Source organism: Meiothermus sp., assembly GCF_026004075.1.
Classification (GTDB): domain Bacteria; phylum Deinococcota; class Deinococci; order Deinococcales; family Thermaceae; genus Meiothermus.
The window spans coordinates 1,753,038-1,768,230 of the sequence record NZ_BPIK01000001.1 but is presented as its reverse complement, the minus strand read 5'-3'; the positions used below and the strand labels follow the sequence as shown (position 1 = coordinate 1,768,230).

14 protein-coding genes are annotated in these 15,193 nt (G+C 65.0%); 9 read left to right on the top strand and 5 right to left on the bottom strand.

What is annotated here, in order from left to right:
* The first annotated feature begins 45 nt into the window (after positions 1 to 45).
* Positions 46 to 2,826 carry a tetratricopeptide repeat protein gene (locus tag Q0X18_RS08580; protein WP_297561039.1) on the top strand — a complete coding sequence of 927 codons (2,781 nt, stop codon included), beginning with the start codon at positions 46 to 48 and terminating at the stop codon, positions 2,824 to 2,826.
* A gap of 7 nt (positions 2,827 to 2,833) precedes the next feature.
* On the opposite strand, the gene pyrF is transcribed toward Q0X18_RS08580, so the two are convergent.
* Positions 2,834 to 3,616 (bottom strand): orotidine-5'-phosphate decarboxylase, encoded by a 783-nt coding sequence (pyrF, locus tag Q0X18_RS08575; protein ID WP_297561037.1) that lies wholly within the window; start codon positions 3,614 to 3,616, stop codon positions 2,834 to 2,836.
* Between the two features lie 125 nt (positions 3,617 to 3,741).
* The gene (locus Q0X18_RS08570; RefSeq protein WP_297561033.1) at positions 3,742 to 4,737 is read right to left on the bottom strand and encodes an asparaginase; all 996 of its coding nucleotides are present in this window, start codon (positions 4,735 to 4,737) and stop codon (positions 3,742 to 3,744) included.
* A gap of 97 nt (positions 4,738 to 4,834) precedes the next feature.
* Here Q0X18_RS08570 and Q0X18_RS08565 point away from each other — a divergent pair, with 97 nt between their 5' ends.
* Together Q0X18_RS08565 and Q0X18_RS08560 are read left to right on the top strand one after the other, a co-directional pair.
* Positions 4,835 to 5,662 (top strand): hypothetical protein, encoded by an 828-nt coding sequence (locus Q0X18_RS08565; protein WP_297561031.1) that lies wholly within the window; start codon positions 4,835 to 4,837, stop codon positions 5,660 to 5,662.
* A gap of 81 nt (positions 5,663 to 5,743) precedes the next feature.
* Positions 5,744 to 6,082 carry a YegP family protein gene (locus tag Q0X18_RS08560; RefSeq protein ID WP_297561022.1) on the top strand — a complete coding sequence of 113 codons (339 nt, stop codon included), beginning with the start codon at positions 5,744 to 5,746 and terminating at the stop codon, positions 6,080 to 6,082.
* Here Q0X18_RS08560 and Q0X18_RS08555 read toward each other — a convergent pair.
* Positions 6,077 to 6,418, bottom strand: coding sequence for a DUF309 domain-containing protein (locus Q0X18_RS08555; protein WP_297561020.1), 342 nt, complete (start codon positions 6,416 to 6,418; stop codon positions 6,077 to 6,079). The two genes, Q0X18_RS08560 and Q0X18_RS08555, sit on opposite strands and share 6 nt — an antisense overlap.
* Positions 6,419 to 6,517: 99 nt before the next feature.
* On the opposite strand from Q0X18_RS08555, the gene trxA reads away from it, so the two are divergent.
* From trxA to pgm, 6 genes are all read left to right on the top strand, one after another.
* Complete coding sequence (gene trxA / locus Q0X18_RS08550) at positions 6,518 to 6,850, top strand: thioredoxin (RefSeq protein WP_297561017.1); 333 nt, start codon at positions 6,518 to 6,520, stop codon at positions 6,848 to 6,850.
* 204 nt (positions 6,851 to 7,054) lie between these two features.
* The gene (locus tag Q0X18_RS08545; RefSeq protein ID WP_297561014.1) at positions 7,055 to 8,281 is read left to right on the top strand and encodes a cytochrome P450; all 1,227 of its coding nucleotides are present in this window, start codon (positions 7,055 to 7,057) and stop codon (positions 8,279 to 8,281) included.
* A gap of 25 nt (positions 8,282 to 8,306) precedes the next feature.
* A complete protein-coding gene (gene plsX, locus Q0X18_RS08540) occupies positions 8,307 to 9,293 on the top strand; it encodes a phosphate acyltransferase PlsX (RefSeq protein ID WP_297561012.1) in 987 nt (328 codons plus the stop codon).
* A gap of 11 nt (positions 9,294 to 9,304) precedes the next feature.
* Entirely contained in the window at positions 9,305 to 10,372 is a 1,068-nt protein-coding gene (locus tag Q0X18_RS08535; RefSeq protein WP_297561010.1) for a mechanosensitive ion channel family protein, read from the top strand.
* Positions 10,373 to 10,409: 37 nt separating this feature from the next.
* Complete coding sequence (lhgO, locus tag Q0X18_RS08530) at positions 10,410 to 11,630, top strand: L-2-hydroxyglutarate oxidase (RefSeq protein WP_297561008.1); 1,221 nt, start codon at positions 10,410 to 10,412, stop codon at positions 11,628 to 11,630.
* 60 nt (positions 11,631 to 11,690) lie between these two features.
* On the top strand, positions 11,691 to 13,334 hold the full coding sequence (gene pgm / locus Q0X18_RS08525; RefSeq protein ID WP_297561006.1) for a phosphoglucomutase (alpha-D-glucose-1,6-bisphosphate-dependent): 1,644 nt from the start codon (positions 11,691 to 11,693) through the stop codon (positions 13,332 to 13,334).
* 6 nt (positions 13,335 to 13,340) lie between these two features.
* On the opposite strand, the gene Q0X18_RS08520 is transcribed toward pgm, so the two are convergent.
* Both Q0X18_RS08520 and thrB read right to left on the bottom strand, forming a co-directional pair.
* Entirely contained in the window at positions 13,341 to 14,090 is a 750-nt protein-coding gene (locus tag Q0X18_RS08520; protein ID WP_297561004.1) for a DUF4388 domain-containing protein, read from the bottom strand.
* Entirely contained in the window at positions 14,060 to 14,962 is a 903-nt protein-coding gene (thrB, locus tag Q0X18_RS08515; protein ID WP_297561001.1) for a homoserine kinase, read from the bottom strand. The genes Q0X18_RS08520 and thrB overlap by 31 nt, the downstream gene beginning before the upstream one ends.
* Between the last annotated feature and the right edge of the window lie 231 nt (positions 14,963 to 15,193).

Below are 15,193 nucleotides of genomic sequence, written 5' to 3'. Positions count from 1 at the left end.
ATACCCCTCAACGCCTTCGGATGAGCGAGGTGGTTTGTGGACACCGTGAACACCCAAGTTAAGCGCTACTTTCGTAGCCAGTTTCACCTCGAGGCCCCCCTTTCGCCGGGCCGTTTCGAGGCGGTGCTGGCCAAACGCATCGGCAGCCCTGGCCGACGAAAACCCATCCTGGACGCCTGGAAAGGCTATCTGGAAGCCAAAGGAGGCGACCTGGAGGCGGTGCGAAGTTTTTACACTGCGGTGCTCAGCCACCCGCGGGAGCGGCTGGAAGCCCTGGTGTACGCTATGCATCTGCCATTCGTGGAGTTTTACGTGCGGGTGCTGCCCCCGCTTTTGCCGGCCCAGGGGCGGGTGCTGGAGGTGGGGGCCTTTACTGGTGCGCTGGTGACGCTGCTGCGTGAGGCCCGGCCCGAACTGGAGTGGCACGCCCTGGAGGGGGTGGCCCAGGCGGTGGAGATCGGTCGGGCCCGCACCGGCGAGGGGGTGCAGTGGCATGAGGGCTGGTTTCCGAACCAGCCGGGCCTGCCGGAGATGGACGCGGTGCTGCTGCTCTCCTGCCTGCCCGAGGGGTATCTGGGGGACTTACCCAACACCCTCGAGGCCCCCCGCTACCTCGAGCACTTCAACTTTGTGCAGCGCCTGCAGGGCCTCGAGGGGCTGCTCAAACCGGGTGGTCTGCTGGCCTACGCCCACGGGCCGTTTCTGGGCAAGAACCCCCAGGCCGCCGAGCAGGCCCTGGTGCAGATGGGGTTTGAGGCGGTGCAGTTGGTGGGCGAGGGGGACTACACCCTGATTACCGCCCGGATGCCGGTGGCGTTGGTGCGGCCCGACCCCTCGCCGCTGCCGGGCGAAGCCCGGAACCCCCGCCCAAGCGCACCAAGCCCCCTGCCCTCGAGCGAGGAGGTCTGGGCTTTGCTCGAGGGCGGCGCATACGCCGAGGTGCTGCGCCTGATACCGGAAGATGCAACCGGCGAGCTGGCCCACCTGCGGGGCCGGGCCCTGTTTGCCCTGGCGCGCTACGCCGAAGCCGAGGCGGCCCTGGCCCTGGCCCATCAGCCCGAGGCCGAAAACCTGCGGGTGCTGTGCTGGGCCGAGCAGGAGGATTACCCGCGGGCCCTGCCCCGCCTGGAAGCGCTGTCCAGCCGCGGAGGCCGGTTCAAGCTGGCCTTGGGGAAGGTTTACCTGGGCTTAGGACGGCTCTCGGAGGCCCTGCGCCAGTTACACGAGTGCGGCCTGCCCGAGGCCGAGGTCTACCTCAAAACCACCCTCGAGCGCATCGAGGAGCGCGTGGTGCGCCTGTGCCGCGAGGGCGACTGGAGCGAGGCCAGCCGCCGGGTGGAGTTCGTGGAAGACCTCTCGCCCGACCTGCTGACCCGGGGGCTGCTGCGGGTGGGTTTGCAGGCCGCCTTGCAGCAGGGCCTGTGGGGCCGGGCGGCCCGGTATGCCCAGCGCTTGTACGTGCTGGGGGAGTCGCACGGGGCTTTGGGGCTGGCCCTGGCGGGCCTGAAGGTGCGGGGCCCCGAGGCCCTGGACAGGGTGCCGCTGGCCGACCTGAAGGAGGCGGAGCCCTACCTGACCGACGCGGTGGCCCGGGCCGAGGACGCCACCGCACTGCTGGCCCTGGGCCTGCTGCGGCACCGCGAGGGGCGGCACACCGAGGCGCTGCGCTACCTCGAGCGGGCCGCGCGGGAGTCCAGGGGGGAGGCGGCGGGGCTGGCCTACCACCTGCTGGCCCTGTCCAAACGGGCCCTGGGCGCCCCGGTGCTCGAGGTGCTGGGCGATCACAAGCGGGCCCACGCCCACCGGGCCTACCCGGTAACCCAGTTGTTTGAGCTGGCCCAGGAGGCCCAGGAAGCCGGGGAGCCGGTGCTGGCCCGGGAGTTCTTGGGTCGGGTGCGCGAGGCAGGGTTGCAGCCCTTTGCGCAGATTGAGCCCGTACTCAAGCTGGTGGAGGAGCTGGAAGGGCCCTGGGAGGCCTTCCGGATGCTCACCCAGAGCCTCGAACAGTCCGCCGAGCCGCCTTTGGAGCACCTCGAGCTGGCCTACCGCCTCTCGCGCAGCTTCTCCCAGAGCCAGGAGGCCGGGGCGGTGCGGGGCCGCTACCTGGCCGCGCTGTACAACGCCGGGCAGGCCCTGGGGGCCGAGGGGCTCTTGCTTTCTGAGCTGGCCCGCAACCCCGAGGCCCTGGAGGTGCTCTACGACCTGGCCGAGCACTACGAGCGCACCGGGGCCTACCAGAAGGCCACCGAGACCTGGCGTAAGGCCCTGGACATCGCCTATTACCGGGAGAAAGACCTCGAGCTCTCGCGCGAGATTCTGCGCAACCTGCTTTTTCTGAACCCCACCGACCCCGAGCTACAGCTTTACCTGGAGGAGCTCAAGGCCACCTCGAGGGCCCTGGCAACCCTCGAGGGCGGCCCCGATACCCTGGCCGGGGTCACCCCCGAGGCCCTGATGCGCGAGGGGCTGCCCCGCTTCCATGGGGAGTACCTGATCGTGGTGGGAGGGCACACCCAGCTCCGCAGCCGCCTGACCCCCATCCTGCAACACCAGGGCCTCGAGCTCGACTGGTTCGACTCCGACACCCACACCGCCGGGCGGGAGGTTATCCGGCGCATACAAAGCCGCCTCGAGCGGGCCCACGGCCTGATGATCATCAGCAGCTACGTGGGCCACGACCTTTCCGAGCCGGTGCGGCTGGAGGCCGAAAGCCTGGGGGTGCCGGTCTACATCACCCCGGGCCGGGCCCGCGGCGTGACCGGCTTTTTGCGGGCGGTGGCCGAGTTCGCCCCGCAGATTTTCAGGCGGGCGCTCAAAGGGGGCTGAACCGGGGTTACCGCAGCGCGGCCAGGTATTCCTCGGCCTGGTGCACGGCTGCTTCCAGACCGGGTTCGCCGCCAGGGTAATACAGCGCCCGGCTGGCCGAGTTGAGCAGCCCCGGCCCCTTGATGGCCTGGCCCCCCTGGGCCCCCAGGCCGGGCAGGAGCAGCAAGGAGTGGGGGAGGCGCTGGCGTATCTCGGTAACCTGCTCGGGGTAGGTCACCCCCACCACCGCCGCCACCCGCGACCAGTCCCCCACCCGCTGCTGCTCGGCCTGCTGGGCCAGGTAGTCCGCCACGGCCTGGTACAGCCGCCCTCCCTGTTCCAGGGGCAGATCCTGAAAAAGCCCCGAGCCGGGGTTGGAGGTTTTGACCAGCACGAAAACCGCACCCCCCGAGGCCTGGGCCGCGTTGAAAAAGGGCTCCAGGGCATCGCGGCCCAGGTAGGGGTTGACCGTCAGGGCCGCGCCCGGATAGGCCTGCAGGTAGGCTTTAGCATAGGCCTCGGCGGTGGAGCCGATATCGCCCCGCTTGGCATCCACAATCACCGGCAGCGAGAGCACCCGGGCCCCCACGATCAGCTCGTGCATTAGGGTGAACCCCTGGGGGCCCAGGGCCTCGAAGAAAGCGGCCTGGAACTTGACGGCGCAGATTCTGCTGGCTAAGGCTTCCAGAAGCTCGAGGGTGTAGCGGCGGATGTGGGCCAGCGGGTTGGGGCCGTGCAGCTCGGGCCGGGGATCCACCCCCAGTACCAGGGGTGGGCGGGAGGCTACTTCGTGAACAAACTCAGCTTGCATCGGAGTTAGATTACCGCACGGGATGTGCCAATTGCGGCCCCTTCCAATTTGTCCTAGCGGCAAAAAACAAGTTCAGTACGGCTTTTTGACTATTGAGCAGGGCCGGGTTTTTTCTGAGAACCGACCTAGACCCAGCAGAGCTCGAGCCGCGCCTCCAGATGCCCCACCTCGAGTTTGCGTACATTCCGAATGAGCGGTCTGCGCCACTCCAGCTCCACTTCCGGTGAGAGCAGGCCCAGTTCTTCCAGCAGCCTGACCACCATGGGCTCCCTGGCCTCGTTGGAGCCACTCTCCACCTTGAGAGCGATGCCAACAGGGCCCCAGCGGGTATCCCGCAGGGCCAGGCCATAGTAGCCGTCGGCTCCGCGCTTGGCGATGAGCCCCGGTAGCTTTTGCATCAGCACGGTGTCAATGCTTTTGGGGCCGGCCACCAGGTCGGGGTGCTGCCGCATAGCCCGGAAAACCGCCTCCAGGCCGGCCTGGTACTTTGCAGGGGCGGCCTCGGGCTGGGCCAGCAGGGCAAACATCCGGGCGGCAGGGGCCAGGGGCAGGGCAAAGGTGGGTACGCTGCACCCGTCCACGCCGTAGGGGATACGGGGCTGGCCCGATAGTTCGCGCAGGGTTTGCAGGTTGAGCTGCTGCACCGGGTGCTCGGGCTGCTCGTAACCGTGGGGGCTCACCCCCAGCGCCAGGGCGGCCGCCAGCATGCCGGTGTGTTTGCCGGAGCAGTTGTTGTGCAGGGGGGTGGGGGCCTGGCCGGCCTGTTGCAGGGCCTTGCGCGCATCGGCGTCGAAAGGGGGATGAGTGCCGCAGGCCAGATAGCTTTCGTCCAGGCCAATTTTGCGCAGATAATTCGCGGCCATGGCTACGTGCTGCTCGGCTCCATCGTGGGAAGCACAGGTCAGGGCCACCTCGGCGGGGCTGATGCCAAAGCGCTGGATGGCGCCGCTCAGGTAAAGGGCCAGGGTCTGGAATGGCTTGGCCGAGGAGCGCAGGGGGGCCTGAAGGTAGGGGTTGCCGCAGTAGGCCAGCACCCGGCCAGAGGGATCCACAATAGCCAGCGAAACCTTGTGGCGGTTTTCCAGCAGGCCGCCCCGGTAGAGGTAAGTGTACGCATTCATCGCCCATAGCCTAATCGTTTAGGGGATGGTTGGTAAGCCTGGGCATGGACACGCAAAAAGCACGCACGCCCGAACACCGTTCTGCTACCCTTGGAACATGCAGAAGGTATGGAGTGTGCTGATGGTGCTGGGTTTGTCGGTGGCGCAGGCCCCACAAGGTGCGGTTCTGTTGCGTTTGAACGAGGCCAAGCAGGCCGTGGTGGTAGGCGCTTTTCAGGGTGGGCGGTGGATCGAGGCCGAGAAGTTGAGCCGCCTCGAGGCCCGGCGCTACCAGGTGTTTGGCCCGGCTGGCCGCATCAACCAAGCCCAGGGGGCGGAGGGGCTCACAACCCCCGATATCTGCGATTGGAACCGGGAAACCCCTTTGGTGTTGCTCGAGCGCCGCGCCATCCAGTACCCGGCCTATGCCATCTCGGCCCCCTGGAACCCCCAGCCGCGCCCGGTGGTCTCTTTCGCCCCCACCCCCGCCCACCGGCAGGCAGTGGCCGCCGAGCTTGACCGCCGCAAGATCAAGAAAGCTCCCAACATCACCCAGGCTCTGCGGGCAGACCTCGACGCCGACGGGCGAGACGAGGTTCTCCTGAGCGCCAACCAGCCCGGCTTTTTCCTGAGCAACGGACGGATTGAGGGCAGCTATGCCAGCGAGGTGGGGGATTACGGCCTCATCCTGGTGCGCAAGCTACTGAACGATACCGAACTGCGTACGTTTGTGCTGGACGTGACCCACCTCGAAAAGCCCTTCGACGGCAGCGAGGGCATGCCCACCGTGGTGACCCGCCGCCTGGGGGCCATCCTCGACCTCGATGGCGATGGAAAAATGGAGATCATTACCGAGGACTGGGTGCACGAAGGGTGGGGCAGTACGGTCTGGCGCTGGAACGGACAGCAGTTTGTGAAGGTGCTCGAGTGGGGCTGTGGAGTGTAGTTTAGGCAAAGCGTTTTCCACATTTCCTGCATATCTGATTGCTATTCTGGAAGTGGATAGACCCAGTTCAGGAGGAGTTACATGGCAGGTAAATTCGTTCTCACCCGCTCGTCTGATGGTCAGTACATGTTCAACCTCAAGGCCGCCAACGGCCAGACCATTCTCACCAGCGAGCGCTACCAGAGCAAAGACGGGGCCCTGGGCGGCATTGAGTCGGTACGTAAGAACGCCGGTCTGGATGAGCGCTACGAGCGCCGCACCGCCAGCAACGGTGAGCCCTATTTTGTCCTCAAAGCCGCCAACCACCAGGAGATTGGGCGCAGCGAGATGTACAGCTCACAGACCGCGATGGAAAACGGCATCGCCTCGGTGAAGAAAAACGCCCCCGAGGCTACCCTCGAGGACCACACCACCTCATAACAAGGGAAAAGGCGGTATCTGGCCGGGGCCTTTTTCCAGGGCCCGCCGGGTTTCCTCGATCAAGGCGGCCACCCGAACCCCCTGGTAGTTCTGGGGCAGGTTGGCCAGATGCCGCAAGGCTTTTTGGAAGTTGCGCCAGCCACCCTTGGGGTTGTCTTTGGCTTTGTGCAGGGCAGCGGCCAGCAAGATAATGCCCTGGGTCAGCTCGCGCTCAGGCCCCGAAAGCCGAAGCCAGAGGGGTTCCAAAGCCTCGTGCACCTCCCAGAACCGCCCCTGACGCCAAAGCTCAAGCGCCTCGATGTATTCGGGCCTATTCAACAGACCGACCTCTTGCACTATAAAAAGTGTATCGGCTTTCCCTACAGCCGGCCAGCCGTGCTAGAGTGTGGAGCCTAGAGGGCCTGTGCCTGGCCCCATTGTGTGAGGTAAATAACTATGGCTAAACCGATCGAAGTCAACGATGCCAACTTTGATACCATCTTGAAAGAACATCCCTATGTGCTCGTAGATTTTTGGGCCGAGTGGTGCGGCCCCTGCCGCATGGTAGCGCCGGTGATGGAAGAGCTGGCCAGGGAGTACGAAGGCAAGGTGACGGTGGCCAAGCTGGATGTGGACGCCAACCCCCAGACTGCCATGAAGTTCCGGGTGATGAGCATCCCCACCATCATCCTGTTCAAAAACGGCCAGCCGGTGGAGGTAATGGTAGGCGCAGCCCCCAAGAGCAACTTTGTGGCCCGCCTTAATAAGCACGTCCCGGTTAGCGCCTGAGCACCTCTAGTGGTAATTGTTCAGCCCCCTTACCCAGATGGGTAGGGGGGTTTATACGCATTTCGGCAGTATCGTTTACTTTGACAAGCCTAAGCGATACTACCGAAATGCTTTTCTACTCCCTTTGGTCGGCTTGAACCCTTCATCTCTGACTGCGCATGGCGGTTGAGGGTTCAAGCGGAAACGGTATTATCCTTTTTGTTGATGCACACCTATCACCTCGATATCAACGACCCGGCTTTCATCTACGACCCTTACCCCACCCTGGCCCACCTGCGGGAGAACCTGCCGGTCTTCTACGACGAGGTCTGGAACAAGATTTTTTTCCTGCGCTACGAGGACATCGCCAACCTGTTGCGCGACAAGCGCCTGGGCCGCTCGATTACCCATATCCTTTCCCGCGACGAGCTGGGCTGGCCGCCGCCCAACCCGCTGACCCGCGACTTCGACCACTTCCAGGAAAACCACATGCTCGACAACGAGCCGCCCAAGCACACCCGGCTCAAGGGCCTGATGATGAAGGCCTTTACCCCGGCCCGGGTGGAGGGGCTGCGCGGAAAGATTCAGGGCATCGTAAACGAACTGATCGACCGGGCCGAAGACATGGGCCAGATGGATCTCCTGCGGGACTACGCCGAACCCCTGCCGGTTACGGTGATCGCTGAGCTTCTGGGCGTGCCCAAGGAGGATCGACACCTTTTGCGCCCGTGGTCGGCCAAAATTGTGAAGCTGTACGAGCTGGGCTTCACCGACCTTCAGGCCAGGGAGGCCAACCAGGCGGTGGTGGAGTTTTCGGCCTACATCCGGCAACTGGCCGACGAGCGCCGGCGCAAGCCTGGCGACGACCTGATCTCGGCCCTGGTGGAGGTCGAGGAGCAGGGCGACAAACTCACCCCCGACGAGTTGGTGGCCAACTGCATCCTGCTCCTGAACGCCGGCCACGAGGCCACGGTCAACGGCACCACTGCCGGTTTTCTGGCCCTTTCGCGCAACCCCGAACAGATGGAGCGGGCCAAGGAGGCGGCGGCCAAGAACCACCCGGAGTTCTTCAAGCTGGCCGTGGAGGAGCTGCTGCGCTACGACACCCCTTTGCCGATGTTCGAGCGCTGGGTGCTCGAGGACTTCGAGTACAAAGGCATCCCGCTGCGGCGCGGCCAGGAGGTAGCCCTGATGTATGCCTCGGGTAACCGCGACCCGCGCAAATTTGCCGACCCCGACCGGCTGAACCTAACCCGTGCCGAGAACCAGCACCTGACCTTTGGTCTGGGCATCCACTATTGCATCGGCGCACCCCTGGCGCGGCTCGAGCTCCAGACCTCCTTCCAGACCCTGCTCAAGCGGCTGCCCAACATCCACCTGGCTACCGACCGGGTCGAGTACGCCGGTGGGTTCGTGATCCGGGGGCACAAGGCCATGCCGGTGGCGTGGTAGCGCCGTTGGCCGTAGGCTATAACCCGTGAAACCGATTGCCCTCGATGCCATGGGAGGCGACCATGCCCCCAAAGTTACGGTAGAAGGCGCCCTACAAGCCCACAAGCAGGGAATCCCGGTGGTGCTGGTAGGCCCCACGGCGGTCTTGAAACAGGAGCTACAGCAACAGGGGGGCGATCTGCCCATCGCTGAAGCCCCCGAGTACATCACCATGCACGACCAGGCCACCGACGTACGCAAAAAGCGCCGGGCTTCCATCAACGTCTGCATGGAGCTGGTCAAGCAGGGCGAGGCCTCGGCGGTGGTGGCTATGGGGCACACCGGGGCCACGCTGGCCTCGGCCCTGTTCAACCTGGGGCGCATCCGGGGGGTGGATCGGCCCACCCTGCTGATTGAGCTGCCCAGCGAAAAAGGGCGTACCTTTCTGACCGACGGCGGGGCCAACGTAGACTGCAAGCCCGAATGGCTGGTGCAGTTTGCGGTGATGGCCACGGCCTATGCCCAGGCCCAGGGGATAGCGGAGCCCAGCGTGGGTCTGCTCTCCATCGGGGAGGAGGAGCACAAAGGCAACGAACTCACCCTGCAAACCTTTCCCCTGCTCAAGGCCGCGCCCGGCCTGCGCTTCTACGGCAACGTGGAAGGGCGTGACATCTTCAAGGGCACGACCGATATTGTGGTGACCGACGGCTACACCGGCAACGTGGTGCTCAAGCTCTCCGAAGGCGAGGCCCGGACAATCTTTAAATGGGTTCGCGAAGCTCTGAGCGGGGGTTCGCTCCTGACCAGGCTGGGGGCCTTGCTGGTGCGCCCGGCCCTGCAGGGTTTGCGCGCCCGGATGGATCCTGCCGAGTACGGGGCCATGCCCTTGCTGGGGGTGGAAGGCCCGGTGTTTATCGGGCATGGCTCCGCCGATGGGCGGGCGGTGCTGAGCGCGATTCGCAAGGCCAAGGGCGTGGTGGAGGCCGGCCTGGTGGAGCGGGTGCGGGCCGGCATCGCCCGCCTGGCCGGATAGGAGGGGGAAGCGTGGAGACCTCGAGCCTCTGGCTACGTGTTTTGATCACTGTCGGCTTGCTAATACTGGGCTTCTGGGTGGGGCGGGCCGGGGCCGGCCTGGCTGGCTGGCTGGCCTCACTCACCCCCGACCCCCGCGACGACCGCTACTGGCGCTGGGCGGGGTGGGCCTGGTGGCTTCTAACCGCGGCGATGATAGCGGCACTGGGAGCCCAGGTCTGGCAGGTGCGCCTCGAGCCCTTCTACGCCTGGGGCCAGGTGCTCTTTGGCTGGCTGGGCGAGCGCGGGCTGGCCGTGCTGCTGATTCTGGGGGCGACCTCGCTGGCTTTGCGCCTGGTGCCCCGGCTGCTGCAGCGCATGCCGGTGGGGCCGGGGGAGTTTAGCCGGGAGCAGGTGCGGCTACAAACCCTCAAAAGCGTGCTCGAGTCGGTCTTGAAGGTGCTGATTATTGCCCTGGGGGTGCTGTTTGCCCTGTCCAACCTGGGCCTGAACGTCACCGCCTTGCTGGCCGGGGCCGGGGTGGTGGGGCTGGGCATCTCGCTGGCCGCCCAGAACCTGATCCGCGACGTGATCAACGGCTTTTTTATCCTACTGGAAGACCAGTACGGGGTGGGCGATGTGATCACCGTGGGCCAGCTTTCCGGGGGGGTGGAGCGTTTCAACCTGCGCATTACGGTGCTGCGCGACCTGGAAGGCCGGGTGCACTTCATCCCCAACTCCACCATCCAGCAAGTTACGGTGATGAGCCGCGACTGGGCCCGCGCGGTGGTGGACGTCTCGGTGGCCTACGAGACGCCCATTGACCGGGCCCTCGAGGTGGTGCGCTCGGAAGCCGAGGCCTTTTACGCCGACCCCGAGTGGCGCGACAAATTCACCGACCAGCCGCCTGAGACCCTGGGCATCCAGCAACTGGCCGACTCGGGCATCCTGATCCGGGTTCTGTTCAACACCAAGCCCAAGGAGCAGTGGGCTATTGGGCGCGAGTTCCGCCGCCGCATCAAGTTGCGGCTCGACGCCGAAGGGATTGTCATTCCCTACCCCACGCGGCGCATCGTCAAAGACGCGGGCGACCGGGCTTGAACAAAAGCTGCTTCCGGGCCGGCATAGAATGCAAGGGATGAAAACCTGCGACTACCTGATTATTGGCGGGGGTATTGTGGGCCTGACCGTTGCCCTGGAGATAAAGAAGCGCGATGCCGCGGCCAGCGTGGTGGTGCTGGAGAAAGAGAAAGAACTGGCCCAGCACGGCTCCGGGCGCAACTCCGGGGTGCTGCACGCCGGTTTTTACTACACCGCCGACTCGCTCAAGGCCCGCTTTACCCGTGAGGGCAACGCCCGCTGGAAGCAGTTTGTGGAGGCGCGGGGCCTCAAAATCAACCGCTGCGGCAAGCTGGTGGTGGCTAAAAACGAGCAGGAGGTGGAGGGGCTAAAGGAACTCAAGCGCCGGGGCGACCTGAACGGGGTAGAGACCTACCTGATCTCCCTCGAGGAGGCCAGAAAAATCGAACCGCGGGTGAAATCGACCGAACTGGCCCTGTGGTCGCCCAACACCGCCACCGTGGATCCCAAAGAGTGCATGGCCGCCATCGCCGCCGAGTGTAAAGCCCAGGGTATCGAGATTCGCCTGGACAGCCCCTACCAGGGCCGGCGGGGCCGGGATATCATCACGCCCCAGGAGGTCTACAGCGCGGGCTTTGTGGTCAACGCCGCGGGGCTGCACGCCGACCGGGTGGCCCACGACTTTGGCGTGGGGCTGCGCTACCGCATCCTGCCCTTCAAGGGGCTGTACGTGTACGGCTCGGAGCCGGTGGGCGCGCTCAAAACCAACATCTACCCGGTGCCCGACCTGCGCAACACCTTTTTGGGCGTCCACTTCACGGTGACGGTGGACGGCCAGGCCAAAATTGGCCCCACCGCCATTCCGGCTTTCTGGCGCGAGAACTACGAGGGGCTGAAGGGTTTCGATGCGCTCGAGGCCCTCTCGATTCTGCGCGACGAGGCCATTCTGTTCTTCCGCAACGACTTCAACTTCCGCAGCCTGGCCCTGGAAGAGATCAAAAAGTACTCCAGAACCTACCTCGTACAGCAGGCCGCGGCCCTCTTGGAAGGGGTGAAGCCGGAAAACTACCGCACCTGGGGCCGCCCGGGCATCCGCGCCCAGCTCTACGACCACCAGGAAAAAAAGCTGGTGATGGACTTTTTGCTCGAGGGCAATGGGGAGGGCCTGCACGTGCTCAACGCCATCTCGCCGGCCTGGACGGCTTCCATGCCCTTTGCCGAGTATGTGGTGGATAGGATAGAAGCCCTGCACAAGGGCCAGGAGATAGCCCAGGCCTGAGCGTTTCGCATTGACAAACCAACCCCACCAACGCGTAGACTCCTGGCAGAAGGAGGCGTTATGAGCCTACACCCCCTGGCCGGCCAGCCCGCGCCCCACAGTTTTCTGGTCAACATTCCCCGGCTGGTGAGCAGCTACTATGCCATAAAGCCCGACCCCCACAACCCGGCCCAGCAGGTGGCCTTTGGCACCAGCGGCCACCGGGGCACCTCCCTGGCCGGCACCTTCAACGAGGCCCACATCCTGGCCATCGCCCAGGCAGTAGCGGAGTACCGGGCCGAGCACGGCATTACCGGGCCGCTCTTTATGGGCATGGATACCCACGCGCTTTCCGAGGCGGCCTGGATCACCGCGGTGGAGGTGCTGGCGGCCAACGGGGTGGAGGTGAGGGTCGAGGAAGGGCGGGGCTATACCCCAACCCCCCTGGTCTCGCACGCCATCCTCGAGCACAACCGCAATCGGAGCAGCGGCCTGGCCGACGGCATCGTGATCACCCCCAGCCACAACCCTCCCCAGGACGGCGGCTTCAAATACAACCCCCCCAACGGCGGCCCCGCCGATACCGGCGTGACCCGGGCGATACAGGAACGGGCCAACCAGATTTTGCGCGACGGCCTCACCGAAGTAAAACGCTGGCCGCTCCGCCGGGCCCTGGAGGCGGTTCGGGACTTCGATTTTGTCACGCCCTATGTGCGCCAGTTGGAAAGCGTTGTGGACATGGCCGCCATCAAGGCCACGGGTGTCCGGATTGGGGTAGACCCGCTGGGCGGTTCCTCGCTACGGGTCTGGCAGCGCATCGCCGAGCACTACGGCCTCCACCTGACCGTGGTCAACGAACGCATTGACCCCAGCTTTGCCTTCATGACCCTGGACAAAGACGGCAAAATTCGCATGGACTGCTCGTCGCCCTACGCCATGGCCTCTCTGATTGGCCTCAAGGACAGGTTCGACGTGGCCGTTGGCAACGACCCCGACGCCGACCGGCACGGCATCGTGACCCCGGACGGCCTGATGAACCCCAACCACTACCTGGCGGTTTGCATCCATTACCTCTATCAAAACCGCTCCGGCTGGCCCGCCGGTATGGGGGTGGGGAAGACCCTGGTCAGCAGCAGCATGATTGACCGGGTGGTGCAGAGCCTGGGCCGCCGGCTGGTGGAGGTGCCGGTGGGCTTCAAATACTTCGTGGAGGGGCTTTTGAGCGGAAGCCTGGGCTTTGGGGGTGAGGAGAGCGCGGGGGCCTCCTTCGTGCGCATGGACGGCTCGGCCTGGAGCACCGACAAGGACGGCATCATCCTGGGCCTGCTGGCCGCCGAGATTCTGGCCAAGACCGGACAGTCGCCCAGCCAGCACTACCGCGACCTCGAGGCCCGCTTTGGCGCTTCGGTGTATACCCGCATCGATGCCGAGGCCAACAGCGCCCAGAAAAAGGTGCTGGCCAACCTTTCGCCCGAGCTGGTGACCGCTACCGAGCTGGCCGGCGAGCCCATCCGGGCCAAGCTCACCCGCGCCCCCGGCAACAACGAGCCCATCGGGGGCCTCAAGGTGGTGACCGAGAACGCCTGGTTCGCGGCCCGGCCCTCCGGAACCGAGGACGTGTACAAAATTTATGCCGAAAGCTTCCGGGGCGAGGCCCACCTCGAGCGCGTCGTGGAGGAGGCCAAGGCCCTGGTTAGCGAGGCTTTTCGCAGGGCTGGGGTTTAACGCGCGCTACTTGGGGGCGGTTTGTTCAGCCTCGATCTCCCAGAGCAGGTCGCGCAGTATCCAGCCTCTACCTGGAACCTCGAGTTCCCCGCTGACGATACGCTCGAGCAGGTAGGCCCGAACCTTGGCAATGGGTAGGCCGGCCTGAATGAGCTCGCCCAGATTGCGGTTTCCGTCGAGCAGTACCGTTATGTCGCTGGGGTCGCGTATGCCGGCCTGGGTGCGCCGGGCCGAAGGGTGGCGGATGCGCAGCGCGAACCAGGCATACTTGCGCAGCTTGGTGAGGTCGCCCTCTCGTAACCCCCGCCAGGCCCGTTCGGCGGCAATGATCAGCGGAACCCCCCAGCTTTTGGCGGCGGCCCGGATGCTCTTGCCCCCCACAAAAACGGCGTAGGGCTCTACCGCCCTGGGTGTTTCCAGCACCCGGCTGGGGGAGTCCAGCACGCTGCGGAAGCGGGCCCACTGGTCGTTCATGCGGGCCCACTCCCCCACAAAAACCTTAAACGGCATAAGCGGGGTTCCTTGAACCCGACCTGCGTCGAACCTGAAATGACCCTGTTCGGGATGGAGTGGAAAAGTGACGATGGCCTCGAGGCCCTCCCAGTCCAGGATACTCCCACCGACCACCTCACCCAGCATGAACTGTAGCTTTAAGGGAAGTTGATGGGTTTTAAGCTGCAAAATACCCGTTCCACGGCTGGCGTGGATCATCTGCAGCACGTCGCTTAGTGGGATGGTATCGAAGCTACCTTCCATCGCAGCCCCTCTCCCAGGCCGAGTACCAGCGTGAAGCCCTGCCCCACATAGTCTTGCATGGCCTGCCGAACGGCCTCGATATGCTGAGCGTCGCTCAGGGCGGCCAGGGTAGGCCCTGCGCCGCCTACGAAAGCGGCCAGAGCCCCCGCGGCATAGACCCGCTCGAGGGCGGCCTCGAGGCCCGGCATCAGATGGGCGCGGTAGGGCTGGTGCAGGCGGTCTTTGGCGGCTTCCCGCAAGGCATCCAAGCGCCCCGTGTGGAGGGCCGCAGGCCAGAGCGCACTGCGGGCCAGGTTATAGATGGCATCAGCGTAGGGAATGGTTTTAGGCAGAGCGGCCCTGGCTAGCGGCGTCGGCACCTCGTAGGGCGGAACACCCAGCACAAAGCGCAGCCCCTTGGGCGAGGGCATGGGCAGGGCCAGGGGGGGGTCGGCCAGCGCGGCCACAAAACCGCCATATACCGCTGGGGCCACGTTGTCGGGGTGGCCTTCCAGACCAGCAGTTACCCGAAAGATGCCGTCCAGCCCAAGCCGCCCCCCCGAAAAGGCATCGGCCAGGGCTGCACCCGCTACCAGGGCTGCTGAGCTGCTGCCCATGCCCCGGGCCAGGGGAATCGGATTATGGGCCCAGACCGCCAGGGGCGGCGGGTCAGGTTCGCCCAGGGACTGCCAGGCAGCGCGGTAGCCTTGATGAATGAGATTGTCGGGAGTGTTGGGCACCTGCCCCTGGCCGGTGTAGTGCAGCTCGTCGGTGTGGGCCGGGGTGGCCTGAACCTCGAGGTACAGATCAAGCGCAACCCCCAGTGCATCGAAGCCAGAACCCAGGTTGGCCAGGGTGGCCGGAACTTGAACGTATACAGTTTGGTCAGACATAGCGCTACCGCTCGAGGGCGGCGGTCTTTGCCATCATACCCTCACACCAAGCTAAGGTAGAGTCCATCCGGCACCGAGATCGGCCGGCATGGGCGGCGTAGCTTATTCCGCTTCAGCCTCAGACAAATCAGGCTATACTACAAGCCTGTGACGGATGACATCTGCTGTCTTTGGGCGGTTTGCGTCTTATGCCGCGGTCATATGCGCGGTAGGAAAGCTCTGGGTCAACGG

Excerpts from the sequence above, each read along its gene's own strand:
- Q0X18_RS08570 (WP_297561033.1), bottom strand. The coding sequence starts at position 4,737 with ATGAATGCGTACACTTACCTCTACCGGGGCGGCCTGCTGGAAAACCGC.
- Q0X18_RS08520 (WP_297561004.1), bottom strand. The coding sequence starts at position 14,090 with ATGGAAGGTAGCTTCGATACCATCCCACTAAGCGACGTGCTGCAGATG.
- Q0X18_RS08545 (WP_297561014.1), top strand. The coding sequence starts at position 7,055 with ATGCACACCTATCACCTCGATATCAACGACCCGGCTTTCATCTACGAC.
- pyrF (WP_297561037.1), bottom strand. The coding sequence starts at position 3,616 with ATGCAAGCTGAGTTTGTTCACGAAGTAGCCTCCCGCCCACCCCTGGTA.
- trxA (WP_297561017.1), top strand. The coding sequence starts at position 6,518 with ATGGCTAAACCGATCGAAGTCAACGATGCCAACTTTGATACCATCTTG.
- lhgO (WP_297561008.1), top strand. The coding sequence starts at position 10,410 with ATGAAAACCTGCGACTACCTGATTATTGGCGGGGGTATTGTGGGCCTG.
- thrB (WP_297561001.1), bottom strand. The coding sequence starts at position 14,962 with ATGTCTGACCAAACTGTATACGTTCAAGTTCCGGCCACCCTGGCCAAC.
- Q0X18_RS08560 (WP_297561022.1), top strand. The coding sequence starts at position 5,744 with ATGGCAGGTAAATTCGTTCTCACCCGCTCGTCTGATGGTCAGTACATG.
- Q0X18_RS08565 (WP_297561031.1), top strand. The coding sequence starts at position 4,835 with ATGCAGAAGGTATGGAGTGTGCTGATGGTGCTGGGTTTGTCGGTGGCG.
- pgm (WP_297561006.1), top strand. The coding sequence starts at position 11,691 with ATGAGCCTACACCCCCTGGCCGGCCAGCCCGCGCCCCACAGTTTTCTG.